The 26,223-nt window shown below is 51.7% G+C and carries 23 protein-coding genes, 1 tRNA gene and 1 pseudogene; 9 read left to right on the top strand and 16 right to left on the bottom strand.

The window, feature by feature from the left end; translation table 11 throughout:
- Positions 1-18: 18 nt before the first annotated feature.
- Together katG and EC840_RS02905 are read right to left on the bottom strand one after the other, a co-directional pair.
- Positions 19-2,229: a catalase/peroxidase HPI gene (katG, locus tag EC840_RS02910; protein WP_243701005.1), complete on the bottom strand. Its 2,211-nt coding sequence runs from the start codon at positions 2,227-2,229 to the stop codon at positions 19-21.
- Between the two features lie 263 nt (positions 2,230-2,492).
- Positions 2,493-3,518 carry an LLM class flavin-dependent oxidoreductase gene (locus tag EC840_RS02905; RefSeq protein ID WP_132963940.1) on the bottom strand — a complete coding sequence of 342 codons (1,026 nt, stop codon included), beginning with the start codon at positions 3,516-3,518 and terminating at the stop codon, positions 2,493-2,495.
- 264 nt (positions 3,519-3,782) lie between these two features.
- Between EC840_RS02905 and EC840_RS02900 the strand changes: the two genes are divergently transcribed.
- From EC840_RS02900 to EC840_RS25430, 4 genes are all read left to right on the top strand, one after another.
- A tRNA-Asn gene (locus EC840_RS02900) sits at positions 3,783-3,858 on the top strand.
- A 288-nt stretch (positions 3,859-4,146) separates the two neighbouring features.
- A complete protein-coding gene (locus tag EC840_RS02895; protein ID WP_132963939.1) occupies positions 4,147-5,070 on the top strand; it encodes a hypothetical protein in 924 nt (307 codons plus the stop codon).
- Between the two features lie 16 nt (positions 5,071-5,086).
- Entirely contained in the window at positions 5,087-5,254 is a 168-nt protein-coding gene (locus tag EC840_RS25435) for a hypothetical protein (RefSeq protein WP_243701004.1), read from the top strand.
- A 472-nt stretch (positions 5,255-5,726) separates the two neighbouring features.
- Positions 5,727-5,915: a hypothetical protein gene (locus tag EC840_RS25430; RefSeq protein ID WP_243701003.1), complete on the top strand. Its 189-nt coding sequence runs from the start codon at positions 5,727-5,729 to the stop codon at positions 5,913-5,915.
- A 46-nt stretch (positions 5,916-5,961) separates the two neighbouring features.
- On the opposite strand, the gene EC840_RS02880 is transcribed toward EC840_RS25430, so the two are convergent.
- The 5 genes from EC840_RS02880 to EC840_RS02860 all read right to left on the bottom strand — a co-directional run bounded on the left by EC840_RS02880 (position 5,962) and on the right by EC840_RS02860 (position 11,333).
- The gene (locus tag EC840_RS02880) at positions 5,962-6,582 is read right to left on the bottom strand and encodes a hypothetical protein (RefSeq protein ID WP_132963938.1); all 621 of its coding nucleotides are present in this window, start codon (positions 6,580-6,582) and stop codon (positions 5,962-5,964) included.
- A gap of 99 nt (positions 6,583-6,681) precedes the next feature.
- Complete coding sequence (locus EC840_RS02875; protein ID WP_120163458.1) at positions 6,682-7,653, bottom strand: chemotaxis protein; 972 nt, start codon at positions 7,651-7,653, stop codon at positions 6,682-6,684.
- 197 nt (positions 7,654-7,850) lie between these two features.
- Positions 7,851-8,828: an oxidoreductase gene (locus EC840_RS02870; RefSeq protein WP_132963937.1), complete on the bottom strand. Its 978-nt coding sequence runs from the start codon at positions 8,826-8,828 to the stop codon at positions 7,851-7,853.
- 153 nt (positions 8,829-8,981) lie between these two features.
- Positions 8,982-10,337 (bottom strand): LLM class flavin-dependent oxidoreductase, encoded by a 1,356-nt coding sequence (locus tag EC840_RS02865; RefSeq protein WP_132963936.1) that lies wholly within the window; start codon positions 10,335-10,337, stop codon positions 8,982-8,984.
- 9 nt (positions 10,338-10,346) lie between these two features.
- The gene (locus tag EC840_RS02860) at positions 10,347-11,333 is read right to left on the bottom strand and encodes an MsnO8 family LLM class oxidoreductase (protein WP_132963935.1); all 987 of its coding nucleotides are present in this window, start codon (positions 11,331-11,333) and stop codon (positions 10,347-10,349) included.
- Positions 11,334-11,583: 250 nt separating this feature from the next.
- Here EC840_RS02860 and EC840_RS02855 point away from each other — a divergent pair, with 250 nt between their 5' ends.
- Positions 11,584-12,816 (top strand): M20 peptidase aminoacylase family protein, encoded by a 1,233-nt coding sequence (locus EC840_RS02855; RefSeq protein ID WP_129638712.1) that lies wholly within the window; start codon positions 11,584-11,586, stop codon positions 12,814-12,816.
- A 172-nt stretch (positions 12,817-12,988) separates the two neighbouring features.
- On the opposite strand, the gene ispG is transcribed toward EC840_RS02855, so the two are convergent.
- Entirely contained in the window at positions 12,989-14,110 is a 1,122-nt protein-coding gene (gene ispG / locus EC840_RS02850; protein ID WP_132963934.1) for a flavodoxin-dependent (E)-4-hydroxy-3-methylbut-2-enyl-diphosphate synthase, read from the bottom strand.
- A gap of 364 nt (positions 14,111-14,474) precedes the next feature.
- Between ispG and EC840_RS02845 the strand changes: the two genes are divergently transcribed.
- Genes EC840_RS02845 through EC840_RS02830 form a run of 4 tightly spaced genes read left to right on the top strand, consistent with a single transcriptional unit; the run spans position 14,475 to position 17,726 of the window.
- Positions 14,475-15,404 (top strand): ABC transporter substrate-binding protein, encoded by a 930-nt coding sequence (locus EC840_RS02845; protein WP_181955548.1) that lies wholly within the window; start codon positions 14,475-14,477, stop codon positions 15,402-15,404.
- 15 nt (positions 15,405-15,419) lie between these two features.
- A complete protein-coding gene (locus EC840_RS02840) occupies positions 15,420-15,923 on the top strand; it encodes a GNAT family N-acetyltransferase (RefSeq protein WP_132963933.1) in 504 nt (167 codons plus the stop codon).
- Positions 15,924-15,950: 27 nt separating this feature from the next.
- Positions 15,951-16,868, top strand: coding sequence for an amino acid ABC transporter permease (locus EC840_RS02835; RefSeq protein WP_129638710.1), 918 nt, complete (start codon positions 15,951-15,953; stop codon positions 16,866-16,868).
- 12 nt (positions 16,869-16,880) lie between these two features.
- A complete protein-coding gene (locus EC840_RS02830) occupies positions 16,881-17,726 on the top strand; it encodes an amino acid ABC transporter ATP-binding protein (protein WP_243701002.1) in 846 nt (281 codons plus the stop codon).
- A gap of 74 nt (positions 17,727-17,800) precedes the next feature.
- Here EC840_RS02830 and phoH read toward each other — a convergent pair whose 3' ends face one another.
- The 8 genes and pseudogenes from phoH to putP all read right to left on the bottom strand — a co-directional run bounded on the left by phoH (position 17,801) and on the right by putP (position 25,866).
- Positions 17,801-18,589 carry a phosphate starvation-inducible protein PhoH gene (gene phoH, locus EC840_RS02825; protein WP_112289210.1) on the bottom strand — a complete coding sequence of 263 codons (789 nt, stop codon included), beginning with the start codon at positions 18,587-18,589 and terminating at the stop codon, positions 17,801-17,803.
- 63 nt (positions 18,590-18,652) lie between these two features.
- Positions 18,653-19,066: a hypothetical protein gene (locus EC840_RS02820; protein ID WP_120163465.1), complete on the bottom strand. Its 414-nt coding sequence runs from the start codon at positions 19,064-19,066 to the stop codon at positions 18,653-18,655.
- Positions 19,067-19,271: 205 nt separating this feature from the next.
- A complete protein-coding gene (locus EC840_RS02815) occupies positions 19,272-20,102 on the bottom strand; it encodes an N-acetylmuramoyl-L-alanine amidase (RefSeq protein ID WP_243701011.1) in 831 nt (276 codons plus the stop codon).
- Positions 20,100-20,327 (bottom strand): annotated as a pseudogene (locus tag EC840_RS25715) (AMIN domain-containing protein); the annotation flags it as partial. The gene EC840_RS02815 and the pseudogene EC840_RS25715, both read right to left, overlap by 3 nt.
- A 272-nt stretch (positions 20,328-20,599) precedes the next feature.
- Positions 20,600-21,907: an iron uptake transporter deferrochelatase/peroxidase subunit gene (gene efeB / locus EC840_RS02810; RefSeq protein ID WP_132963932.1), complete on the bottom strand. Its 1,308-nt coding sequence runs from the start codon at positions 21,905-21,907 to the stop codon at positions 20,600-20,602.
- A 157-nt stretch (positions 21,908-22,064) separates the two neighbouring features.
- A complete protein-coding gene (gene efeO / locus EC840_RS02805) occupies positions 22,065-23,204 on the bottom strand; it encodes an iron uptake system protein EfeO (protein WP_132964101.1) in 1,140 nt (379 codons plus the stop codon).
- Positions 23,205-23,236: 32 nt separating this feature from the next.
- Positions 23,237-24,088, bottom strand: coding sequence for an iron uptake transporter permease EfeU (efeU, locus tag EC840_RS02800; RefSeq protein ID WP_112287884.1), 852 nt, complete (start codon positions 24,086-24,088; stop codon positions 23,237-23,239).
- Between the two features lie 293 nt (positions 24,089-24,381).
- The gene (putP, locus tag EC840_RS02795) at positions 24,382-25,866 is read right to left on the bottom strand and encodes a sodium/proline symporter PutP (protein ID WP_132963931.1); all 1,485 of its coding nucleotides are present in this window, start codon (positions 25,864-25,866) and stop codon (positions 24,382-24,384) included.
- Positions 25,867-26,223: the final 357 nt, after the last annotated feature.

The following is a 26,223-nucleotide window of genomic DNA, read 5'->3' as shown; positions in this document are numbered from 1 at the left end:
TTGAGATCAAGGTTCAGATCAAAGCTCGAATCTGTCCAGATTCATCACTTTGGTCCACGCCGCGACAAAGTCTTTCACGAACTTCTCTTTGGCGTCACTGCTGGCGTAAACCTCAGCGTTGGCACGTAATATGGCATTCGAGCCAAACACCAGATCGGCACGCGTGGCGGCGAATCTGACTTCTCCGCTGACACGATCACGGCCTTCGAAACGTTCGCCGGTGCTATCCGTCGGTTTCCATTCGGTACGCATATCCAGCAGATTCGCGAAGAAATCGGTGTTCAGTTCACCGGTGTTTTCCGAGAACACGCCCAGATTGCTGCCGTCGTAGTTAGCCCCCAGCGCACGTAATCCGCCCACCAGTACCGTTAATTCCGGCACGGTCAGGGTCAGTTGCTGCGCCTTGTCGATCAGCAGATTCTCCGTCGAGGTATTGGCTGATTCACCGCGGTAGTTTCGGAAACCGTCCGCTTTCGGTTTCAGCAATTCAAACGACTCAACATCCGTCTGATCCTGACGCGCATCCACACGACCCGGCGTAAATGGCACTTCGATATCAACGCCAGCCGCTTTCGCCGCCTTTTCAACACCGACCACACCGGCCAGCACGATCACATCCGCCAGTGACACTTTCTGCACGGACTGCTGGATAGATTCCAGAGCCGGCAGCACGCGGGCTGCAACGGCATTCACGTCCCAGTCTCTTTGCGGACGCAGCGCAAGACGCGCACCGTTCGCGCCTCCGCGTTTGTCGCCGCCACGGAAGGTTGACGCCGACGCCCACGCCACTGACACCAGCTCACTGACGCTCAGACCTGACGCGGCAATTTTCTCTTTCAGTTGCGCGATATCCGCACCTGTCGGGTGATACACCGGAACCGGCAACGGATCCTGCCAGATGAGATCTTCTTTAGGCACTTCCGGTCCGATATAACGGGCTTTTGGCCCCATATCGCGGTGGGTCAGTTTGTACCATGCGCGGGCAAAGGCTTCGTTAAAGGCCTGCGGATCGCCGTGGAAACGACGGGAAATCTTCTCGAATTCCGGGTCAAAACGCAGCGTCAGGTCAGTCACCAGCATGGTCGGTTTGCGTTTTTTCGACGTATCGAACGGATCAGGAATAATATCCGGCGCATCGGCGGCTTCGAACTGAATCGCACCCGCCGGACTGCGGGTCTGCACCCACTCGTATTTGAACAGGTTCTCGAAAAAGTAATTGCTCCACTGCGTCGGGGTCTGCGACCAGATCACTTCCAGACCGGAGGTGATGGCATCCGCGCCGACGCCGCTGCCGTGGCTGCTTTTCCAGCCCAGACCTTGTGATTCAATCGGTGCGGTTTCAGGGTCAACACCCACCTGATCGGCAGGACCTGCGCCGTGCGTTTTACCGAGTGTGTGACCACCGGCGATTAACGCGACGATCTCTTCATCGTTCATGCCCATATTGCCGAACGTGGCACGAATGGCCGGCGCAGCGGAAGCCGGATCACCGCTGTGATTCGGGCCTTCCGGGTTGACGTAAATCAGCCCCATTTCCGTAGCGCCCAGCGGCGATTTCGCCAGTTCCTCAGGATGACGGTGTTCCAGCCAGGTGGTTTCGTCGCCCCAGTTAATGTCCTGATCCGGTTCCCAGACATCTTCACGACCGGCACCAAAACCGAAGGTGCGGAACCCGGAGTTTTCCAGCGCCACGTTACCGGCCAGAATATACAAATCGGCCCAGGAAATTTTCTGACCGTATTTTTGTTTCACCGGCCACAACAGACGGCGTGCTTTATCCAGACTGACGTTATCCGGCCAGGAGTTGAGTGGTGCGAAACGTTGCTGCCCGCGACCTGAACCGCCGCGCCCGTCAACGGAGCGATAGGTTCCGGCGCTGTGCCATGCAAGACGAATGAACAGACCGATGTAACTGCCCCAGTCCGCCGGCCACCAGGGCTGCGACGCAGTGAGCACCCCTTTGAGGTCGGCTTTTAATGCGGAGTAATCTAATTTGGCGAATTCTTTACGGTAATCAAAAGTTTCGCCCAACGGGTTTGAGCGATTTGAGTGCTGGTTCAGCAGGTCAACCCTGAGCTGGTTAGGCCACCAGTCACGATTATTGGTCCCGCCGCCAGAGGCTTTATTGGTGTTTCCTTCATGGAAAGGACATTTACCGGCACTGGCTTCTCTGTCTGCTTCAACAATTGGCTTTGCGTCGTTTGCTTCTTCATCAATAGAACTGCTCATGCTCACACTCCTGTTATGTAGTCTCATTGCTACTCTATACGCGGTTTTAAACAACTCACATCTGAATCACCCTATGTATTTGATAGACTTTGCCTTAGGACTTATGTGCGATTTTTGCGTGTTTAATCATCAAAATGCTTTTTGCTATGATTATAGAATAGCCACTTAATCGCCGAGGCTTCTTTGCGAGTGTCGCAAAATGAAAAAAGCCCGCCTGAGTTTCCAAAGGCGGGCTTTTGTTTTCTTAAAACTTTCTTCAGCGGTTACTCACGCCAGCCCATCGCAGGCGCAACGTGTTTGAGAATCGATTCAATCACATGCACGTTGTAATCCACGCCGAGCTGATTCGGCACGGTGAGCAATAACGTATCGGCTTCGGCAATCGCTTCATCCTTTTTGAGCTGTTCGATCAAAAACTCAGGAGAAGCCGCGTAGCTGCGTCCGAAAATTGCCCGGGTTTTCTCGTCGAGGAAACCGACCTTATCGCCGTCGTTACTACTGCCACCGAAATAAGCACGGTCACGGTCATCCATCAGGGCAAAAATGCTGCGACTGACCGATACCCGTGGCGTACGCGTGTGTCCCGCTTCGGCCCAGGCTTCGCGATAGGCGCGAATTTGTTTCGCCTGCTGAATGTGGAACGGCTCGCCGGTTTCGTCATCTTTCAGCGTCGAGCTTTGCAGATTCATCCCCAGTTTCGCCGCCCATACGGCAGTGGCGTTCGAACCCGCGCCCCACCAGATACGATCACGCAAGCCTTCAGAATGCGGTTCCAGACGCAACATTCCCGGTGGATTTGGAAACATCGGTTGCGGATTCGGTTTCGCAAAACCTTCGCCACGCAGCGCATCCAGCAGCACTTCGGTGTGACGCCGCGCCATATCCGCTTCCGTCTCCCCTTCTGCCGGCTGATAGCCAAAATAGCGCCAGCCGTCGATCACCTGTTCCGGCGAACCCCGGCTGATACCCAGCTGTAAACGCCCGCCGGAGATCAGATCTGCCGCGCTGGCGCTTTCCGCCATATACAGCGGATTTTCGTAACGCATATCGATAACGCCGGTGCCGATCTCAATCTTGCTGGTCTTCGCGCCGACCGCCGCCAGCAGCGGGAACGGTGAAGCGAGCTGACGGGCAAAATGATGCACGCGGAAATACGCGCCGTCCGCGCCCAGTTCTTCGGCTGCGACAGCCAGATCGATAGATTGCAGCAACGCATCCGCCGCCGAGCGGGTGCCTGACTGAGGCGACGGTGTCCAGTGACCAAATGATAAAAACCCAATATTTTTCATCGTAAATGCATCCTCAAAGTGCGCAAAGCGATGTGCCAGCCCGCTCGTTTGAGGACTGGCGCAATGATACGTTTACTTTACGCGCCTCAGGATGAGAATAAATATCAGTTGTTTAACAAAGCGGTTCAGTTTATTTGAAGGACATGGGTCATTTTTGCTTATTTTTTAGTAACCTGAACAAAAACTCTCCCATCGAAACGCAGAAGTAAAAAAACCGTTGCTCCCGACTTCATCCCCCGTTATCATGCGCCCCGTTCACACGATTCCTCTGTAGTTCAGTCGGTAGAACGGCGGACTGTTAATCCGTATGTCACTGGTTCGAGTCCAGTCAGAGGAGCCAAATTTAGAGAAGCCCGCCTAAGGAAACTTAGGCGGGCTTTTTGTGTTTGGCTTTCTTTTTCAATGAAATTTATATCACGTCATAGCAATGAATGTACCTCAGTTAATAATAACTTTCGTTTATTATATTATGACGTTTTCATTGGTACCCCCTCCACTTTTAAGCTAGTATGTTTGCGTTTATTTTTTCAATCTATGATAGGTATAAGTAATTTAAAGGATTAAAATAAAAATGATAAGTTTCATAAAGAAGTTGTTTCATATCCTTATGAAGAACATAGATAAAGCCATGGCGTTGATTATCTTTATTTGCACACTCTCAGGCGCGTGGTTTTTATTTAACTATGCCAATAGCCACGGGGTGAGCTTCATTGATTTAATAAAAACAGATCTCATTATCAGCTATGGAGCTCTTTCTCTTTTCACTCTCGCCATTATTTCTTATGTATTATCCTTCGCGGTCTTTATCTCACCCAAAATAACACTGTATTTTTATAAAAAAGCTCTAATGAAATCCAGAGTTAACGATAAACGCAAACGAATTAAAATATACATAACGTACTCTTTGGCAATGAGTATCTTAAATGGTGTATTATACCAGCAATGGAAAATCGGCATTGGATTATACTTAATAGGTTTTATGACTGTTTCTTACATTACATTTCAAAGGCATACATTTTTAAACTACCTAAAACAACTGGGGATTGTCTCCTTTATCACACTCACTTACCTCATAATGACCTATGTTATATTCCTACTATTCTCAAGACTTTTAAACTTCACTCTGGAACCTGGAAACTCCGTAAATAGCGCAATCAAAATATTAGTCTTGATTGTATTACCGTTAATATTCTCCATGTCTGGGTTAAGTTCGTTGAAAACAAAAAAGAAAGATACTAAAACAACCCTATACTTCTATCTTGTACTACTATTTTTTGTAATTACTTATCTATCAACAGCATTCTCAAGCAGTATTTCAGAAAATGTAACCCGGATGATTGGATTAGGTTTTCAGGCCCGTTGTTACTATACTGAAGATCTCAAAAAATATAAAATCCCAAATAACATGGCAACCAAGCTAGATAATAACAGAACGCAACTTTTCATTATCGCTGATATTGACGGAAAAATATATATCTCTCAGAATAAAGAGCATTCTGCTGAATTCTTATTTACAGCTAAAGATCTAACTCAGATAAATTGTAAGAAATAAATAGTTAGGATATATTTTGTATCCCTTAGGCTTATTACTTTCTTCAATGCCCCGCATCCTGCTGCATATGCCTGACGCAGGCGTGCCGCTAACTTCGGAACAGCTGGCGGCTTTCCTCGACACGAATCCTGTCGTGGTGCGTAAGATGCTGGCAGGACTGCGCGAGCAATATTGTTACGTTTGAAAAGGGCCACAGCGGTGGCTGGAAGCTGGCGCGCGCTGAATAGCATCAATTTGTATGACGTCTATTTGGCGCTGGGCTCCCCTTCTCTGTTTGCTATCGGCAACCGCAATCACGCGCCAGAATGCCTGATCGAACAGGGGGTAAACCGAACAATGAATGGGCTTTCACTCAGGCCTATGAGCTGATCATCGGTCAGTTCAAACAACAAACTCTCGAGGAGATCGGTACAGAATTCTTAAATAACCCTCCACACAATTAAAACTGAGGTCAGTATGGATATAAACATCGCACACGGGCTTTCCGCATTGTGGAATTGCCTGATCATTGCGCTTGCCGCCAGCAGTATTTCCATGAGTATTACGCAGGCAGAATTATTTAGCCCATGCGTGACTGGGTTGAAAATAAAAACAGTACGCTCGACCATTTGTTTAAATGTTTTTATTGTTTCAGCCACTAGGTAGTTTTTGTAGGCATGGTGATATACCACCCGCTGATTATTAGCAGCAATTACATTATTGCTGACTGGCTGGTGTCCGCATTCCTGACACTCACCCTGGCCACTTTTATTAATGGTCTGATGTTTAAAGTGTTCCAGCCTGCGATTTCCACGCATGTACTGAAAGCCCGCGCCCGTAAGGAATTAAGCGGCGACGCACATTAATCTATAAACAATAAAGCCCGCTGGACAGGCGGGCGTTATTGTTTATTCAGGCGGGCTGGATAGTCAGACAAGCTGCGCCCCAGGCTCCCAGTTCACCTTCGTTGTGTATTTCGGATACAACCTGACGAACTCGGTATTTATTTTTTGTTCGTTCTTTGACAAGTGCTTCAACTCGTCGAAATTTTGCATCGACCTTCTCTTCTGCGCTATAGCGTGAACCATCCCGCGCCGAATAGTAGTAAACAAATGAGCCAAATTTGATTGATGAATCACCTTTGCCAATGTCTAAAACTGATGTAATACGGTCAATGTCGTGGTACCAGCCAGAAGGGCCACCCGGCTGATTTTTGACCTCGATGACACCGCGTGGTTTTGAGTTTGCCCACCACACCAATAAGTCAAACCGGCCAGAAAGCCGTGCTTTTCGGGGTTTGGGGCCCGGCGCTCTGGCACCTGCAAAATCCATCGTGCTTAATCCATTACTTTCGACAGTAACAAATTTGCTCCCCTCAAGTTCATGGATTTCCTTAGCGATATAAGTGGTGAGCATGTATTCTGCAGCCGTCCATAGCCATTCTCCGCCTGACATCTCCTCATAATCGATCTGTGCTTTTTCAATGCCTGAAATAACTGCCCCACAGATATTTTCCATTGATACCGCAGCCATCAAAGCTCCTTAATTTTTGATCTGCCCTGCCGTTCACGACAGGGTTAAATAAACAATTAATTTGTACAGCACGCAAGAAGTGGCATCACCACTGCATCACTACACGTGCGCAATCTTCTTCGCATCCAGCGCTTTATGGATCGCCGCTTCCAGTTCGTTAATTTCGAATTTAGCCACGTAACCGTCGGCACCGACTTTGCGCACGTGATCTTCGTTGGCGCTGCCGGATAATGAGGAGTGGATAATCACCGGAATATTTTTCAGGAATTCATCACGCTTGATATTGAGCGTCAGCGTAAAACCGTCCATTTCCGGCATTTCCAGATCGGTAAGAACGAAGGAAATTTTATCGGCGATTGGCAGCCCTTCTGCTTTGCACTCTTCGGCCAGTTTGCGGATTTTATTCCAGGCTTCGAGACCGGTCACGTGCATCTGTGCCGGGATCTCCATCATGTTCAGGCCTTTTTCCAGCATCTGACGCGCGACTTTCGAGTCTTCCGCGACAATCGCCACCGTGCCCGGTTTCAGTTTGAACGCGCTGGTTTTCTTCTTGTCCATGTCGATATTGCTGTTCGGAATGATGTCATGCAGGATCTGCTCGACGTCGAGTACCAGCGCCAGACGGGTGCTGGATTTATCGCTATCCAGACGCGCGATACTGGTGATGTTGCGGCTCTTGACGCCGGATTCGGCAGCCAGCACCTGACTCCATTCGAGACGCACGATATCGTCCACGGATTCCACAGCAAAGGCCTGCGTGCTGCGGGCATATTCCGTGACCAGCAAAATGTTCAGCCCGGTTTTCGGCACGCAGCCGACCACCGCGGGCAAATCAATCACCGGAATAATTTCACCGCGAATATTCGCCATGCCCATCATCGGCGATGACATGCCTGCGGCTTTGGTCAGTGCCGGCATCGGCACGATTTCGCGCAATTTAAAGACGTTGATACCAAAGAGTTCAGATTGTTCGTCTTCCGGCGAGGTTCCAAGACGGAACAGCAAAAGCTCAAACCGGTTTGATGAAGTGAGATTTGTTCTCTCATCAATTTCTTTCTGAAAATTATCCATACTTTCCCCATGCCTGTCGTTATTCGTTTTTATCGGTGTTTGCGCTGTGCGTCGTTCGGAAAATAAGGAATTCCGTTCTCTTTTTGTCTCAGAGGGACGTTGTATTTATCGGCTGGTTTGGGGAAATTCTTTAGCGCGGCGGGAAAATTGAGCGGAGAAACACCCCGGCATCGTGAAAATGCCGGGGCTGAACAGGGTTAACCGCCGATTTTCACCAGCGTTCTGCCCTGAATTTTATTATTCAGAAAATCTTCGGCATACGCCGGTGCCTTCTCCAGCGTAATCTCCGTCGCGGCCTGCTGATAGAAGCTTTCCGGCAGCGTACTCGCCAGACGTTCCCACACCGCCGCACGGTGTTCAGCGGGCACAGAGACGGAATCCACGCCCTGTAAACGCACGTTACGCAGAATAAACGGCATCACGGTGGTTGGCAGACCAAAGCCCCCCGCCAGACCGCAGGCCGCCACGCAGCCGCCGTAATTGGTTTGTGCCAGCACTTTAGCCAGCACTTTGTCACCGACGGTATCGATGGCACCGGCCCACAGCTGTTTTTCCAGCGGACGGGTTTCGGCAAACTCATCGCGGGACAGAATTTCGCTGGCACCCAGTTTGCGCAGGTAATCATGCGTGGATTCACGTCCCGTCACGGCCGTGACAGTGTAACCGAGGGTATGCAGCAGTGCCACGGCGGTGCTGCCGACGCCACCGCTGGCACCGGTCACCAGCACGGTGCCGCTTTCCGGCGTCACGCCTGCGTCTTCGAGCGCCATCACGCATAACATGGCGGTGAAACCGGCGGTGCCGATGATCATCGCATTGCGTGCAGGCAGCGTTTCAGGCAGTGCGACCAGCCAGTCGCCTTTGACGCAGGCCTGTTCTGCCAGTCCGCCCCAGTGGTTTTCGCCCACGCCCCAGCCGGTGAGGATCACCGCTTGTCCCGCTGAATATCGCGGATCGTTACTGCGTTTTACATGGCCGGTGAAATCAATGCCCGGCACCATCGGGAACTGGCGGATGATTTTGCCTTTACCGGTGATCGCCAGCGCATCTTTGTAATTGAGCCCTGACCAGCTGATATCCACCAGCACGTCGCCCGCGGCCATTTCCGGCAGTGCGATGTCTTTCACTTCGGCCAGAGTGGCTTTGTCTTGTTGTTCGAGAACTAATGCTTTCATTTCATTTCCTTTATCAGTTCGAAGATTTCTTATGGTTTTGTCGAAACCTACGCCCCTTTTTTCTGTGAGACAACCCCCGCCGATCCCTGCAAAGCAAAAAGCCCGCTCGGGGCTACCGGAGCGGGCTCAGTTAAAAGTTTTAGTATGTTGTAACTATTTTTCGTTCACTGCCTCGCGGCGGATTTCCTGCACGCTGTAACGGTTAGTTTTAAAAGGAATGTCCAGCCGCTCGCGCAGGGTTTGCGCCTCTGACGGATGCCAGTAACCCCGCGCCGCCAGCACCGGCAGAACCAGCCGGGTGATATCGTCCAGCGCTTCCGTCAGCACCGGCCCGCTGATGATAAAGCCGCTGGCACCGCCCTCTTCCACCCAGCGGATCAGGCGGTCAGCCACCTGTTCCGGCGTACCGAAGAATTCACCGCGCGGCAGCGTGGTCTGATAGGCGATTTCCCGCAGCGTGAGGTTCTCTTCCCGCGCCAGTTTCTTGATGCTGTCGGTGGTCGAACGGAAGGTATTTTGTCCTAAATCACCCAGTTCCGGGAACGGCCCGTCCGGCGGATACTGGCTGAAATCATGATGGTCGAAGAAGCGTCCGAGATACGCCAGCGCGTCATCGAGCGAAAGCAGGGAAAGCAGATACTGATATTTTGCCTCAGCCTCTTCTTCGGTTTTACCGACTATCGGGCTGATGCCGGGGAAAATCCCGACCGGATGACGGCCATTTTTCGCGACCTGCGCCTGCAATTTCGCGGCGTATTCCTGCGCCTCTTCCAGCGTACGGGCGTTGGTGAACACCGCATCGGCAGATTTGCCTGCCAGCGCGATACCGGCATCAGACGCACCGGCCTGGAAAATCACCGGCTGACCCTGCGGCGAACGCTGAATATTCAGCGGCCCTTCCACCGAGAAGAATTGCCCCTGATGATTCAGTTTGTGCAGCTTCGCCGCATCAAAAAACACGCCGCTTTCACGGTCACGCACAAACGCGCCGTCTTCCCATGAATCCCACAGCCCTTGCACCACATTGATATATTCTTCCGCAATCTGATATCTCAGCGCGTGTTCAGGATGATCTTTACCGAAATTTTTCGCGGAACCGGCCAGCGGCGATGTCACCACATTCCAGCCCGCACGTCCCTGACTGATATTGTCGATGGACGCCAGCTGACGCGCCACGGTGAACGGGTCGCTGTAAGAGGTTGAAATGGTGCCCGCCAGACCAATGCTGTGCGTGGCTGATGCCAGCGCCGACAGCAGCGCCACCGGCTCGAAACGGTTCAGAAAGTGCGGCAGCGATTTTTCGTTGATGTGCAGACCGTCGGCGACAAACAGAAAATCAAATCCTGCGGCTTCAGCGCGCAAGGCTAAATCGCGGAAATAGGGAAAGTTCACACTGGCATCCGCAGGCGCTTTTTCATGTCGCCACGAATTCATATGTCCGCCCGCACCGTGCAGCATCAGACCCAGCTTTATACTTTTTGAATTGCCTGAATGACTTGAATGGCTCATGAAAACTCCTTAATGCTGGCCCGCCAGCAATTCGATGGACTTCAGACGCACCGCGGCATCTGTCAGTGGGGTGTGGATCACAAATTCATTCACGCAAAGACGGCGCTGAATATCGCGCAGTTGCTGATGGATATCGCCGGGTGTGCCGTGCAACACGCTGAGCTTCTGCTGCTCAATCTGGTAGTGCGTTGCGCCCGCCTGTTGCACAAAGGCCTCCGCCTGTTCGCGGGTGCCGACCGTAACATGCCGGTCGCCCACCGTGACCCGAAAATTATGTTGCTCAGCCACCAGCGCTTCCGCCCGTTCGCGGGTTTCTGCTGCCAGTACCGCCAGACTGACCAGCGCGTGCCCCTGTCCGGCAGAATATTCGTGAAAGGCCAGCACGGATTCTGTCATCACCTGTTCCGAGGTATTGATAAAACCGGCGAACACAAAATTCCAGCCGAGCGATGCGGCCAGCCGCGCGCTTTCCGGGCTGGCACCCAGCAGAAATCGCTGCGGACTGACCGGCGGACGCGGCAATGCACGGGCTTCCGTGCCAGCCAGATGGTCATCAAGATGAGTGAGATAATGCGTCAGTTGCTGTAACTGCGCGGGAAATCCGGGTGCCGAATCTGCCGGTGTATGACCGCGCAGGGCTTTGGTAGAAAGCGGCAATCCGCCGGGCGCTTTGCCAATGCCGATATCCACGCGATCCGGCGCCAGCGAGGCCAGCAGATGGAAATTCTCGGCCACTTTATACGGGCTGTAATGTTGCAACATCACGCCGCCTGAACCGATCCGCAGCCGGGATGTACGCGCCAGCAGCCAGGCAATCAGCACTTCCGGCGAGCTGCCTGCCAGCCTTTCGGTGTCGTGATGTTCAGAAACCCACAGGCGGTGATAACCCAGCGCTTCGGCTTTTAGCGCGAATGTGAGCGTCGCTTCCAGTGCCTGTGCCGCTGTCTGCCCGTCGTGGATCGGGCTTTGATCTAATAAACTCAGTCGGTAATTCACCTGGGCATCCCTTTTATTCATTGTGACAAAAAGAGTTCCATGAAATACGACCAAAGCTAAATAATAAAAACACGTTTCTATAGTCAGTAATTTGCTATGCAATCGTGTGTGCAAAATGACTATAAATTATAGCGACTGAGTATTTAGTTATTTCCCTCGCTCTGGCTAGCATGAAATGAACCGCTACATCCGGGTAACGATCACTTTCAGACAATTAACAATCCTTTTCAGACAATAAGGTTATTTCGCCATGAGCATTTCACTTGCCGAAGACACGAAAAACATCGCACCTGACAATTCATCAGCAAACAATTCATCAGCAGACATTTCATCAGCAGACAATCCATCAGGATTAGAAGAACAACTCATCGCCTGGCGCCGTGAATTACATCAGCATCCGGAATTATCCAATCAGGAGTTTGTCACCACGCAAAAAATTACCCAGTGGCTGAATGCAGCCGGGATCCGCATTTTATCCCTCGGGTTGAAAACCGGTGTGGTGGCGGAAATCGGCCCTGAACACGGTCCGGTGGTGGCGTTACGCGGTGACATCGATGCCCTGCCGATTGAAGAAACGTCCGGCGTGCCGTTCAGTTCACAACAGCCCGGCGTAATGCACGCCTGCGGACACGACTTCCATACCTCGGTTATTCTGGGTGCCGCCCATCTGCTTAAAGCGCGTGAAGACCAGCTTCCGGGCCGCGTGCGGTTGTTTTTCCAGCCAGCGGAAGAACGGTTCGGCGGCGCGTCGCAACTGATAAAAGCCGGTGCGCTGGAAAACGTGGATGCTATTTTTGGTCTGCACAATGCGCCTGAATTGCCGGTCGGCACCTTCTCCACCAAAGGCGGCGCATTTTACGCCAATGTTGACCGCTTCCAGATAACCGTGACCGGCAAAGGCGCGCACGCCGCGCATCCGGAAGAAGGCGTCGACAGTATCGTCACCGCCAGCCACATCGTGACCGCGCTGCAAACGGTGGTCAGCCGCAATGTCAGCGCGCAGGAGGCGGCGGTGGTCAGCGTCACACGCATTGAAGGCGGCAATACCTGGAACGTGTTACCACAAACCGTCGAACTCGAAGGCACGGTTCGCACGCACAACAGCGAAATCCGTGAACAAATTCCGCAGCGTATTCGTAAAGTCATCGCGGGTGTCGCGGACGCACTGGGCGCTAAAGCCGAACTGCATTGGTTTGGCGGGCCACCGGCGGTAGTCAATACGCCGCGCTGGGCCGAGTTCAGCCTGAAAGCAGCGGCTGAATTTGGCTATAAAACCGAAGTTGCGCAGGCACAAATGGGCGGTGAGGATTTTGCGTTTTACCTGCATCATGTACCGGGTGCGTTTGTCAGCATCGGCTCGGCGAGTGATTTCGGTTTGCATCATCCGCAATTTAATCCCGACGAATCGGCTATTTATCCGGCGGCAGAATATTTCCAGCAACTGGCTGAAAAAGCACTGGAGGAATTAACAAGGGAAAAATAAAGTTTGTTTGTATTTTGGCGAAGATACGCCCGGCTATTCCGGGCGTTTACCTCTTTGACTTAAAAGAAAGGCTTAAATGAAATCTGTAATATTTATAAATTTGTCAGCAACAGGACTGCCCGTCGGCAAAATCATTGTTATTTAAACATTAACATTGCGAATTTTATTGGGATTATCCATTTACCATATCAATATGATTTTTATGATTCATCATTGCGACTCTGGCACGTATTTTACTTTCAAGCTGGTCAATTATTTTATCGTTGTCAAAACGTTCTTTCTGACGTACGCCTCCTTCATAAAAACTGCTTTTATTATGACCTCCGGCAACGCCTAAGGTTGATACCAATGCTTCACCCGGACCATTCACGACACACCCAATAATTGACACATCCATCGGCAGGGTAATATCTTCCAGGCGTTGTTCCAGTTCATTTACTGTCTTAATCACATCAAATTCCTGCCGGGAACAGGTAGGACAGGCAATGAAATTAATACCACGGGAGCGAATACGCAGGGATTTTAAAATATCGAATCCTACTTTTACTTCTTCGACAGGATCAGCGGCGAGAGAGACACGCAGAGTATCGCCAATCCCCTCTGACAGCAGCATACCCAGTCCAATCGCCGATTTTACGGAACCACTGCGCAATCCGCCTGCTTCAGTGATCCCCAGATGCAGAGGTTGAACAATTTGTGCCGCCAGCAAACGGTATGACTGTACCGCCAGAAAAACATCTGACGCTTTTACACTGATTTTAAACATATCAAAATTCAGGCGATCCAGAATATCTACGTGACGCATCGCAGACTCCAGCAAGGCTTCCGGTGTGGGTTCGCCATACTTTTCCTGAATATCTTTTTCCAGTGAACCGCCGTTGATGCCGATACGGATGGGAATATTTTTGTCACGTGCGCAGTCCACGACCGAGCGAATACGGGCTTCATTACCAATATTACCGGGATTTATTCTCAGGCAATCAGCACCGTATTTTGCAACCTGCAACGCTATCCGATAATCAAAATGAATATCTGCGATCAGGGGAACATTCACCTGTTCCTTAATCATTCTGAATGCTTCCGCCGCATCCATAGTTGGGACTGATACACGAACAATGTCTGCGCCTGCTTTTTCAAGAGCATTAATCTGACTCACCGTGGCATTCACGTCGTTCGTATTGGTATTCGTCATTGACTGTACCGTTATTGGCGAATCTCCGCCAACAGGCACGTTGCCCACATAAAGTAATGTTGATTTACGTCTTACGATTGGACTTTTTTGAGCATCGCTCATGGATATATCCTTATAAATAAAAATCAGGAAAACTTAAAAAACCACTTCCGAATGAAAGTTTATTCTACGTGCTTCAGGGGATCCCCATACACCGATAAATGTGAATATTTTAAGGTGAATCTCAAAAATAACATGTGCCTCTTTATTTTTCGTTTTTGAAAAACTCACCCCAAAAGGTATCAATAATGTTGCTGGCCTTTATCACTTATGTTTCGTCGAAGCCCTTTGCGTATGGCATTTCTATTTTATCTCTTTGATTATTTAATTTTGTTGTTTTACATCCCTGTAACACTCGGGAATAGTGAAAGCGTCACCTCACGGTCATCACCCCTTAAAATAAGAATGCAGGGTAAAAATAATAATGATGAAACATAGCGCAACCATCACAGCCACCGCCATCGCGGCAATATTAAGTTTTTCATCAGCGGCATACGCCGCGCCGGGAATTGATCTGATTGCCAATGAAACCCCCATTAATACGCCGAAAAGCCCGGAAGCCGTGGCAAAAATCCCGGCGAACTTTAAGTTTGTCGAGCCGGGCACCCTGACCGTGGCACTGGCGGTTCTTGGGAGCGCCCCGCCGTTCGGGCTGTATGCCCGCGATAACAAAACCGTGATCGGCAGCGAAGCCGATATCGCCCGTCTGGTGGCGGACGGTTTAGGCCTGAAACTCAAAGTGGTGCCGGCTTCATGGGAAGACTGGCCGCTGGGCGTGACGTCGGGGAAATACGACGCTGCCATCTACAACATCACCGTCACTAAAGATCGCAAAACCAAGTTTGATTTCGCGACCTATCGTCAGGACACGCTGGGCTTTTACGTGAAAAGCGACAGCAAAATCACATCCATTACTTCCGCGCCGGATATCGCCGGTAAACGCATCATCGTCGGTTCCGGCACCAATCAGGAAGCCGTGTTACTGGCCTGGGACAAAGAGAATCAGGCCAAGGGATTACCGGCACTGAAACCGCAATATGTCACCGATGACGCCGCTGCCACGCTGGCGATCCAGTCCGGTCGCGCTGATGCCACTTTTGGGCCTAACGTCACCGGTGCGTATAAAGCACTGCTGACCGGCAAAACCAAACTGGTCGGCACGGTGCCGGGCGGCTGGCCGAAAACCGCCAATATCGCGGTGACGCTGAAAAAAGGTAACGGACTGGTGGATGCCGTGCAGGCGTCGCTGAACAGCGCCATTGCCAGCGGGGCTTATATCAAAGTGCTGGACCGCTGGGGTGAAAGCGTTGAGAAGATCGACCATTCAGAAATTAACCCGCCGGGACTGGGCGATTAATCAGAGGAGGCCACGATGAGCGAAGACGTATTTATCCAGACCGTAGCGGAAGATCCGCTGATTGCGCCGGTGATTCAGGGTTTATTCGGCGAATACCGTGAACGTTACGGCGACTATTTTTCCAGCAAGGAACCTGAAGATGACAGCGTGTTCGCCCGGCCCGACGGCGCATTTATTGTTCTGCTAAGAAACGGAGCGCCCATTGCGATGGGCGCGTATAAGCGGTACGACGCCGAAACCGCCGAGCTGAAACGCATCTGGACGCACCGCTCGCTGCGCCGCCAGGGGCTGGCACAGAAAATTTTGCATGAACTGGAACGCCGCGCTGCCGCTTACGGTTATCGGCAGGTGTTTCTCACCACCGGTTTCCGCCAGCCGGAAGCGGTCGGGTTGTACTTATCTCACGGTTATCAGCCGCAGTTCGATACGCGACTGGATCCGGAAGTCTATTCCCGGCCTCCTTATGACGGTCGTCTGCCGTTTACCAAGAAACTGACCGCCGACGTTCCGGTGTCTTAATCAGCAGCAAACAGAAAGAGAAAGACTATGAGCGAAAATGCCCCTTCATCTGTGAATCATCCCCCGCTGAAAGTGGTGCCGGCGCGTTATCCGTGGCGGCTGGCCGGTGCCGTCTTTTCGGCGTTTATTCTGCTCGGGATTATTCAGTCGATTGCGACAAATTCCCGCTGGGAATGGGGCGTGTTCAGGCAATGGTTTTTTGATCCGGTGATTTTATCGGGTCTGGGCAAGACGCTGTTACTCACCCTGCTGGGCACCCTGTTTGGCGTCATTTTCGGCACGGCTCTCGCCCTCGCCCGTCTGTCGAAATCTTATCTGCTGAATGCGCTGGCCTGGGGCTATATCTGGCTGTTCCGCTCATTGCCGCTGTTGCTGGTATTAATCATCCTCTACAACTTTTCCTATCTGTACGACAACCTGTCTCTGGGCATTCCGTTCACCACCCTCTCCTTTTTCAGCACCCCGACGGTGGACTTGCTGGATCAGTTTTCGGTTGCCGTTCTCGGCCTTTCGCTGGTGCAGTCCGCCTATACCGCAGAAATTATCCGTGGCGGGATTTTAGGCGTTGAGCACGGGCAGCATGAAGCCGCCGCCGCGCTGGGATTACCGGCTTACCGCCGCACCTTCCGCATTATTTTGCCGCAGGCGCTGCGCTCCATTCTGCCGACCGGATTTAATGAAGTGATCAGCCTGGCGAAAGGCACGTCGATTGTTTATGTGCTGTCGATGCCGGAACTGTTTTATACCGTGCAGGTGATTTACAACCGCACGCAGCAGGTCATTCCGTTGCTGATGGTGGCGACGATCTGGTATCTGCTGATCACCACCGTGCTGTCTGTATTGCAGTATTACGTCGAGCGTTATTTCTCCCGTGGCACCGTTCGTCAGGTCGCGCCGACTCCTTTGCAGCGTCTGCGTCAGTGGCGCGTTGCCCGTCCTCATTAAAGGGAAAATCCTATGTCCGAAGCCTTTGATTTATTCGTTAACCGCCCGGCAGATGCTCCCGCAGAACGGCAATTTGTGCCTAAACCGCACAGTGCGACCGTCGGGCGCATCGACATCAGCAATCTGAGTAAATATTACGGCGCACACAAGGCGCTGGATCACGTCAGTCTGAGCATCGAACCGGGTACGGTGACGGTGATCCTCGGCCCTTCCGGCTCGGGAAAATCTACCCTGCTGCGCACCATTAATCATCTGGAACGGGTTGATGAAGGTTTTATCCAGATTGATGGCGATTACATTGGTTACCGGCGCAAAGGCGACACGCTGTATGAACTGAAAGAACGCGCCATTCTCAAGCAACGTACTCACGTCGGGTATGTGTTCCAGAATTTCAATTTATTCCCGCACATGACCGTGCTGGATAACATTATCGAAGCGCCGGTGGTTCATGGATTGCTGAGCCGCAAACAGGCCATCGCCCGTGCATATGAATTGCTCGACACCGTCGGTCTGCGTGAAAAAGCACTGGCATGGCCGCGCCATCTGTCAGGCGGACAGCAACAACGCATCGCCATTGCCCGCGCGCTGGCACTCAATCCGAAAGTGATGTTATTTGATGAACCCACATCAGCGCTGGATCCCGAACTGGTCGGCGAGGTGCTGGACGTGATCAAAAAACTGGCGCAGTCAGGCGTCACGCTGGTGGTAGTGACGCATGAAATAGGCTTTGCGCGTCAGGTGGCCGATCAGGTGGTGTTTATGGTGGATGGCGCAGTAGTGGAAACCGGCAGCGCGGCGCAGGTGCTCGACCGTCCACGTCATGCGCGTACCCGCAGGTTTCTGGAAAAAGTGCTGTAAATACGGGTTGCTGGTGATGTGAAGAGATGAAAGCCCGGACAGTCGCCGGGCTTTTTACAGAAATGAGGGAGGAATTAAGAGTACGCGTGCAGCGTATGTTTACACAGTTCTGAACGCACGCAATCCTCTTTGCCAAACTGAATGATGCCAACCATCTCGTCTTCTTCGAAGCGGGACATTGCATCGCTGAGACCCGATACTACGCCACGTGGTAAATCGCACTGGGTAATATCACCGTTAACGATCACCGTCACGTTTTCACCGAGACGGGTCAGGAACATTTTCATCTGACTGGCCGTGACATTCTGGGCTTCATCCAGAATAACCACTGCATTTTCAAAAGTTCGCCCGCGCATATAAGCGAATGGCGCAATTTCAACTTTGCCTATTTCCGGTCGCAAGCAATATTGCAGGAATGATGAACCCAGTCGACGTAATAAGATGTCGTAAACCGGACGGAAATAAGGCGCGAACTTCTCAGAAATATCGCCGGGTAAGAAACCGAGATCTTCATCGGCCTGCAATACCGGACGTGTCACTATAATTCTGTCGATTTCTTTATGAATTAATGCCTCTGCCGCTTTCGCAGCGCTGATAAATGTTTTGCCGCAGCCCGCTTCGCCGGTGGCAAAAATTAACTGCTTATTCTCTATGGCTGATAAGTAATGACCTTGAGCTTCAGTACGCGCTTCGATGACGGAAGTATCGCGACTGTCGCGAGCCATTCCGATCGATTCCAAACCGCCCATCTGTACCAGTGACGTCACAGACTCTTCCTCGCGCTGGCGGTGACTGCGTGAATCATTACGAATAACACGTTTTGCTTCACGACGAGCTTTGATCACTGCTTTCTGTCTTCCCATAGTGGCACCTTACAGTTTGATTCACTTAACGCTAAGGCATAATGCCCGCACGATTATGTTTCACTAACAAATGAGGTTTTGGTCTCCTTTTAGACCAAGTAGAGCCAATGAATAACGTGAAGAGGAAAATAAACCAAAGCGATTGGATAATAATCTCCTGGTTGTTTTCTGTTCACGAGGAGGCATTGCCAATGTCGTCAATAATGACAAACCGCTGACCCATAAAATGAGATATCCAGGATAAAAGCCAGTGATATTCACATCATTTTTATCAACAATTGAGGGGTCATTTAAAGAACAGGGTTGAGGTTGCGTGGATGATGATTGTTGTAAAAAGCGGCAGGAATAAACTGAAAATGATGACGTCAATATTGGAGAGACGGTGGCCTTGCCCTCGTTTGCATTTAAGCGACAACAACGAGTCAGGCAGTGAAGCATGTTATTTTCGTTCACCAGCCCAAACATGGACTTTACCATTCGCGCTCCCCGCAGTGTTATTAACGGCACCTGCCGTACACCTTGTGAAAACCTGTCTTGTACATCTTAAAAACTATCGCTTTATAATTTCAGTATAATGACAGCTGAAATATTTGCGTTACCAAAATGTAAAAAAGTTTGTGGCTGGCGTCAATAGGATCACGCGGATCTTTTTCAGATCCTCCGCAAGCACGCTGAATTTTACTCAGCTCAGCAGATTGTTTTTCTTTTCATTGACGAAGTAACTGTTAATGCCATCTGCCAGCGCACGGGCCATTTTCTCCTGAAAGACCGGTTCGCCGAGCAGTTTTTCTTCCTGTTTATTGGTGATGAAAGAGGTCTCCACCAGCACCGAGGGAATGCGTGGAGATTTTAAAACCGCAAAACCTGCCTGCTCCGGATGCGGGCTGTGCATGTGATGGACTTTGACGATATTCGCCGCCAGATGCGTGCCAAAATTCATGCTGCGATGAATGGTTTCGTGCTGGTCGAGATCAAACAGCGTTTCTTTAAGATATTGATCGTCTGTCTTAAAATCGTTGTCGTACAGCACGTCTGCGCTGTTTTCACTTTGCGATAAATACCGCGCCATCGCGCTGCCTGCGCCGTGCTCTGACAGGGCAAAAACCGACGCGCCCGACACCTGATCGTTAGTAAACCCGTCGGCGTGGATGGAAATAAACAGGTCCGCCTGGTGCTGATGCGCCAGACTGACGCGGTGATACAGCGGGATAAATACGTCGTCCTGACGCGTCAGCACTGCATGAATACCGTGCTGTTTATCCAGCAACGTTTGCAGCCGTCTGGCGATGTGCAACACCACGTGTTTTTCGTAAGTGCCTTCATTGCCGATCGCCCCCGGATCCTTACCGCCGTGACCGGGATCGATCATCACCAGCAGCGGTTTCTCTGCGCGCGGCGTGGTGGTGGTGACGGGGATTACCTGCGGCAAATTCTGCGCGGCATTCTGTTCTGTGATCGAGACTTTCAGCACGCCATTCTCAGTACTGCGCGTAATCACTGGTTTACCCTTCACCTGCAATACAATACGCGCCACGTCCGGGCTGAAATGGGCAAGACGCCCTTCTGCCACCCACGGGAATTTCTGCCGCACTACGGTCAGCGCATGTTCCAGTTCTGGCGGGAAAGACGTCACCGGCATGTCGATCACCACCCGCTCCGGCGCGCTGAGTATAAACACGCGACAACGCTTATCGGCTGCGGGTAATTCAACGTGGATCTGACTGGCATCCGACGTCATGGTGATGCGTACCGCTTTTTGAGCAGCGTAAAGCCGCGGCGCCGTCAGCGACAGCCCGATACCGAAAATCAGCAGTTTTCTGCGGGAATGGTTGATGGTCATAGCAATCTCAGAACTGGCATCGTGATAAATCATTTACGCGATTTATCATCATGACATTACTGAGATTTTCAGGAATTAAGCGGAGTATTAACAGGTCGTGAATTGCGTAACCAGGCGTAAAAAGCATTTCAGGATTGAGTTCCTCCCCCTTCTCAGCGGGAGGAGCTCAATTATGCTTCGATCAAAGATTGTCCGAGGTAGTGACTTTCATCTTTATTCCCCGGCAGCGTGAAGAAAAAGCCGCCGCCATTCGGGCGGATGTATTCTTCCAGCGCTTCACCGTTCAGGCGTTTTTGCACCGTCAGGAACCCTTTCTCAAGATCATGCTGATAACAGACAAAAATCAGCCCCATTTCCAGCTGGCCTGAATTGGTCACGCCCAGCGAATAGCTGTAACCACGGCGCAGCATCAGATTGTCGTCGGTTTCTTTAGTGCGCGGATTGGCCAGCCTGATATGCGCGTCGAGCGGGATCACTTTACCGTCAGGGTCTTTTGTGTAATCCGGCACATCGTGCTCTTTTTCCATGCCCAGTGGCGCGCCGGTGGCTTTATGGCGACCAAAAATGGATTGCTGTTCCTGTAACGGCGTGCGGTCCCAGAATTCCACTTTGAACGGGATCAGACGCGTCACCTGATAGCTGCCACCCGTTGTCCAGGCTGGCTCTGCCTGATCTGGCGTCACCCAGATGGCTTTATCCATCAGCGGCTTGTCTCTTGAATCCGGATTGGCCGTGCCGTCTTTAAAGCCCAGCAGGTTAATCGGCGTCTCTTTACCCTGACTGCGCGCGGCATGAGAAGAGATAAAGCCGTCACGACGCCAGCGCACGCTGAGTAAATCCGGCGTGTATTTAATGATGTCGCGCAATGCGTGAACCACGGTATCGCTGTTGTTGGCGCAGATTTGCAATGACAGGTCACCGTGACACAGTTTCGCATCAAGGGAATCATTCGGAAAACGCGTCATGCGGCTTAATTTCAGCGGTTTATGCGGCGCCAGCCCGAAGCGTTCATCAAACAGCGATTCGCCGACGGACAATGTCATGGTCAGGTTATCGGGATAAATTTCAGCGCCCATCACTCCGGAATCCATCGGCGGGAATTTCGGATCCAGTGACGGCGCGGTGCCGCCGGTGGTCAGAAATGCAAAACGGGAATCCAGCAGACGGAATAAACGCTCCAGATCGGCTTTGTTGGTGGCCAGCACATCGAAGGACACCAGCATCATCGAGGCCTGCTGAGGCGTTAAAATCCCCGCCTGATGTTCGCCATAATACGGTTGCTTGCCCCAGCGTTCATCGGGGGAAACGGTGCCTGGCGTGTATTCTTTTTTTGCTCCGGGTGCTTTCTCAGCCTGCGCAGTCGCTGCGCCGCCCAGGGCAAATGCCCCGCCTAACAATCCCACGCCTTTTAACAAGCTGCGGCGTGAAGAAGAAATGTCGTCCTGATTAACGGACTTATTATCGTTTTTATTGCTCATTGCTATGCCTCGGTGCAACGCTCCTCCCCCTGCGAAGGGGGAGGTTGGGAGGGGGTATTAATAACAAAACTGGGGGTTAGGCACACTTTAGCCGCTGAATTTTACTTTAATACCCCACCCCAACCCTCCCCTTCGCAGGGGAGGGAGCTTAAGAGTATCAATCTAAACCAAGCACACCGCGCAGTTTAGCCAGATCTTCGGCCAGCGTGGTGATCGGGCCTTTCATGGCGTTACGGTCGGCATCTGACAGTTTTTCGTAGTTCTCGTAACCGTCTTTGGTTTTGTATTTATCCAGCAGGGAATCGACAGTTTTGAAGTTCGCGTCGATTTTATCCAGCAGCGGCTTGTCGGCTTTTTCCAGCAGCGGACGCAGCAGGTTTACGATTTTCTGCGCGCCGTCGAGGTTAGCGCGGAAGTCCCACAGGTCGGTGCGGCTGTAACGATCTTCTTCACCGCTGATTTTGCTGGCTGCCACTTCTTCGATAAGCCCTGCTGCACCGCCGACCACTTTACTCGGCGGGAAGGTCAGGTCAGTGATACGTTTTTGCAGATCAACCGTGTCGGTATACAGCTTGTCAGCAAAAGGCTCCGCGCCTTTGGTGGTTTTATCTGCGAAGAGGATTTTCTCCAGACGGTGGAAACCGGTGAAGTTTGGATCTTCCGCTTTTTTCTCGAAATCGTCTTCACGGGCATCAATGCTGCCGTCCAGATCTGAGAACAATTCCGCGATAGGCTCGATGCGCTCATAGTAAACGCGGGTCGATGTGTAAAGAGACTGCGCTTTCGCCAGGTCGCCTTTCTTAATGGCATCGGTGAACGCTTTGGTGTGGGAAACCAGTTCGCCAACCTGCTGAGTCACATACACTTTATATTCTGCAATCGGCCCGACCAGCGCCATCGCGTCCGGTTTAGCGGAAGCCGCCGCGCCTTCTGCGGTCACGGTCAGTTTGCCCTTCGGATTGCTCAGCAGGCCGCAGGTCATGTCATATTCGCCCGGCTCCAGATTGGCAGTCATTTTCTGAGTGAAGCCCGGCGCGACGTTTTCACGCTCTTCCACCACCATCACGCCTTTCAGAATTTCCCATTCCAGGTTCTTCTGGCTGTCGTTGTGGATAACAAACTGTGTTTTACCGGCCGGGACGCTGAGCGCCATCGGTTCACACTGTTTATCATTCACAGTAATTTTGACCTGACGAACGTCGGCTGCCAGTACGTTTGCGCTCAGCGCAAAAGCCGGCAGAGACAGCAGTGCAATCTGTAAAGCTTTACGGCGAAAATGTGGCATGTACAACTCCATGGCAAAGGCAAGGTGATGAAAAATAAATGAAATCAACGTGGTGTTTTTTGCCCGGCAGAGGCCGCGGCGGCCACAGAGGATTTTCCCTGAGGCATGAAAAAGAAGAACAGCGCCGGGATCAGGTACAGGAAATAGACCAGCACTTCGCTCACACTTGGCGCTTCCTGATAACCAAACATCCCTTCCAGCAAGGTGCCGAACAGGGAATGCGTGGAGAGCGTATTGCTCAAATCAAATGCAATGTCCTGCAAACCGTTCCACAACCCCGCTTCGTGGAACGCGCGGATCGCACCTGCCGCCAGACCGGCCGCAACGAAGAGGATAAACAGGCTGGTCCATTTGAAAAATTTTGCCAGATGCAGTTTCACACCGCCGTAATAGATGAGGAAACCCAGCACGATGGCCGCGCCCAGCCCCAGCATGGCGCCGATGGGTGCGGCTATTCCTACGTCTTGCTGGAAAGCCGCCAGCAGGAAAAACACCGATTCCAGGCCTTCACGCGCGACAGCAAAGAACACCATCGCCACCAGCGCCCAGCCCTGCCCGCGCCCGGAACTGAGCGCGTTATCAATCGCGCCTTCCAGATGCACCTTGATGGAACGCGACACTTTGCGCATCCAGAACACCATGTAAGTCAGAATGCATACCGCGACCACGGCAACGATGCCTTCAAATAATTCCTGCTGCTTTTGCGGAAATTCACCGGTGGTGGCGTTGATGAACAGACCCAGCGCCAGACATAACGCCGCAGCAACGAACACGCCAATCCAGACCACACCGAGCCACTGCCCGCGTTGCGTCCGTTTTAAATAGCTGGCGATCAGGCTGACAATCAGCGCCGCTTCCAGCCCTTCGCGAAACATAATGAGAAACGGAACGAACATAGCGATAACTCCTGACCCCGTGAATCGGCAAAAACTGTAAGGGCTCTGTAAAGAAAAGTAAAAAGAAACGATAGTGATTATCATTCTTGCCAAAAGAAATACAAGAGGTAACCGACCCTTTTTTGCAGGCGTCCGTGGAAATGCGCATGAAATGACAGAGCGGGACTTTCTTTAATGAAACGCCTGGTGAAACACGTGGTGAGAAGTATGGGGGAAAGTGTGGCGGGAGAGTCAGAGAAACGGGGTCAGACGACCCCGTTCTGCCTTATTATAATGGCATAATAAGCCGCGTATTAAATGGTGTTGTATTCTGCTTCTGCCGTCGTGAAACGCTCTTCCACCGCAGCAGAAGGTTTGCGTCCCATCAGGCTGACAATCCAGATAGCCAGCGAAGCAAAGATAAAGCCCGGAATGATTTCGTACAGTTCAGCCCAGCCATATTGTTTCCACAAGATAACCGTGACCGCACCGACGATCATGCCCGCGAGCGCGCCGTTACGCGTCATGCGTTTCCACATCACCGAAATCAGGATAACCGGACCAAACGCCGCACCGAAACCGGCCCACGCGTAGCTCACCAGACCCAGCACCCGGTTTTCAGGATTGGCTGCCAGCGCAATCGCCACCAGCGCAACAACCAGCACCATCAGACGACCAATCCACACCAGTTCACGCTGACTCGCGCCCTTACGCAGGAACGCTTTGTACAAGTCTTCGGTGATCGCACTCGAACATACCAGCAGCTGACAGCTCAGGGTACTCATCACCGCCGCCAGAATGGCTGACAGCAAGATACCGGCGATCCACGGGTTGAACAGGATTTTCGCCAGCTCGATGAATACGCGCTCACCGTTTTGCGTCACGTTGCCCGCTTCGCCCGGATTATTGCTGAAGTACGCAATACCGAAGAAGCCCACCGCGATGGTGCCTGCCAGACACAGAATCATCCAGGTCATACTGATGCGACGTGCGCTGCGGATAGTGTGATGAGAATCGGCGGCCATGAAACGCGCCAGAATGTGCGGCTGACCAAAATAGCCCAGTCCCCAGCCCAGCAGTGACAAAATCGCCACCAGATTCATGCCCTTAAACATATCGGTGTACTCAGGGTTTTTGGCCTTGATCACCATCATCGAGGTATCAATGCCGCCCACGGCGAGGATAACGATCACCGGCGTGAGGATCAGCGCGAAAATCATCAGGCTGGCCTGCACGGTATCTGTCCAGCTGACCGCCAGAAAACCGCCGATAAAGGTATAAATGATGGTCGCTGCCGCACCGGCCCACAGCGCCGTCTGATACGTCATGCCAAAGGTGCTTTCAAACAGACGCGCACCGGCCACGATGCCGGAAGCGCAATAAATGGTGAAGAACACCAAAATCACGATCGCCGAGATAATACGCAGTAGCTTGCTGGAATCTTCAAAACGATGGGTGAAGTAATCCGGCAACGTCAGTGCGTTGTTGTTGGCTTCGGTATGCACACGTAAGCGCCCCGCCACCAGTTTCCAGTTCAGATAGGCGCCGATCGTCAGACCAATCGCGATCCAGCTTTCGGAAATTCCGGAAATAAAAATCGCGCCCGGTAACCCCATTAACAGCCAGCCGCTCATATCAGAAGCCCCGGCTGAAAGCGCCGTGACCACGCTGCCTAAACTGCGTCCACCCAGAATATAATCATCAAAGTTTTTGGTTCGTAAATACGCGATGAGTCCTATCAAAATCATCCCGAAAATATAAACACAAAACGTCACCAGCATCGGTGTGTTCATTGTCATTCCATTCTCCACTTTCTTCTTATTTGCGATGTTGTCCGGCACCTGTCTGTCCTGACGCCCTTCTTATGAAAGACTGTCAAAAGCCTGCCGGGGCGAGATGATGGCTGAAACCGGCAAAGGTTTCAGCATTACTCTCCATATTTTTATCGTTACGCGTCATTAGTCAGCGTCTTAAGTAGGGTTGTTATTCAAAAATCCTGTCGTGCCGGATACTGGTTCAGCGGCAACGACTTTTCAATTGTTTTAACAATTTCGATACTTAAAATTCACTCTCCATCACAGTTATTTTGTATCCGGGTTGCACGTTGCAACTGCGTAAGTTGCACCCGCTGTATCCCTTCTGATTAGCGTGATATC

Source organism: Rahnella sp. JUb53, from assembly GCF_004346065.1.
Taxonomy (GTDB): domain Bacteria; phylum Pseudomonadota; class Gammaproteobacteria; order Enterobacterales; family Enterobacteriaceae; genus Rahnella; species Rahnella variigena.
The sequence above is the reverse complement of the archived record's forward strand: the minus strand, read 5'-3'. Positions and strand labels throughout refer to the sequence as shown.

Excerpts from the sequence above, each read along its gene's own strand:
- EC840_RS25430 (WP_243701003.1), top strand. The coding sequence starts at position 5,727 with ATGGTGATATACCACCCGCTGATTATTAGCAGCAATTACATTATTGCT.
- efeU (WP_112287884.1), bottom strand. The coding sequence starts at position 24,088 with ATGTTCGTTCCGTTTCTCATTATGTTTCGCGAAGGGCTGGAAGCGGCG.
- EC840_RS02835 (WP_129638710.1), top strand. The coding sequence starts at position 15,951 with ATGAGCGAAAATGCCCCTTCATCTGTGAATCATCCCCCGCTGAAAGTG.
- EC840_RS02820 (WP_120163465.1), bottom strand. The coding sequence starts at position 19,066 with ATGGTAAAGTCCATGTTTGGGCTGGTGAACGAAAATAACATGCTTCAC.
- EC840_RS02875 (WP_120163458.1), bottom strand. The coding sequence starts at position 7,653 with ATGGATAATTTTCAGAAAGAAATTGATGAGAGAACAAATCTCACTTCA.
- ispG (WP_132963934.1), bottom strand. The coding sequence starts at position 14,110 with ATGAGCGATGCTCAAAAAAGTCCAATCGTAAGACGTAAATCAACATTA.
- efeB (WP_132963932.1), bottom strand. The coding sequence starts at position 21,907 with ATGAGCAATAAAAACGATAATAAGTCCGTTAATCAGGACGACATTTCT.
- putP (WP_132963931.1), bottom strand. The coding sequence starts at position 25,866 with ATGACAATGAACACACCGATGCTGGTGACGTTTTGTGTTTATATTTTC.
- EC840_RS02905 (WP_132963940.1), bottom strand. The coding sequence starts at position 3,518 with ATGAAAAATATTGGGTTTTTATCATTTGGTCACTGGACACCGTCGCCT.
- phoH (WP_112289210.1), bottom strand. The coding sequence starts at position 18,589 with ATGGGAAGACAGAAAGCAGTGATCAAAGCTCGTCGTGAAGCAAAACGT.
- efeO (WP_132964101.1), bottom strand. The coding sequence starts at position 23,204 with ATGGAGTTGTACATGCCACATTTTCGCCGTAAAGCTTTACAGATTGCA.
- EC840_RS02830 (WP_243701002.1), top strand. The coding sequence starts at position 16,881 with ATGTCCGAAGCCTTTGATTTATTCGTTAACCGCCCGGCAGATGCTCCC.
- EC840_RS02845 (WP_181955548.1), top strand. The coding sequence starts at position 14,475 with ATGAAACATAGCGCAACCATCACAGCCACCGCCATCGCGGCAATATTA.
- EC840_RS02840 (WP_132963933.1), top strand. The coding sequence starts at position 15,420 with ATGAGCGAAGACGTATTTATCCAGACCGTAGCGGAAGATCCGCTGATT.
- EC840_RS02870 (WP_132963937.1), bottom strand. The coding sequence starts at position 8,828 with ATGAAAGCATTAGTTCTCGAACAACAAGACAAAGCCACTCTGGCCGAA.
- EC840_RS02865 (WP_132963936.1), bottom strand. The coding sequence starts at position 10,337 with ATGAGCCATTCAAGTCATTCAGGCAATTCAAAAAGTATAAAGCTGGGT.
- EC840_RS02855 (WP_129638712.1), top strand. The coding sequence starts at position 11,584 with ATGAGCATTTCACTTGCCGAAGACACGAAAAACATCGCACCTGACAAT.
- katG (WP_243701005.1), bottom strand. The coding sequence starts at position 2,229 with ATGAGCAGTTCTATTGATGAAGAAGCAAACGACGCAAAGCCAATTGTT.
- EC840_RS02880 (WP_132963938.1), bottom strand. The coding sequence starts at position 6,582 with ATGGCTGCGGTATCAATGGAAAATATCTGTGGGGCAGTTATTTCAGGC.
- EC840_RS02895 (WP_132963939.1), top strand. The coding sequence starts at position 4,147 with ATGGCGTTGATTATCTTTATTTGCACACTCTCAGGCGCGTGGTTTTTA.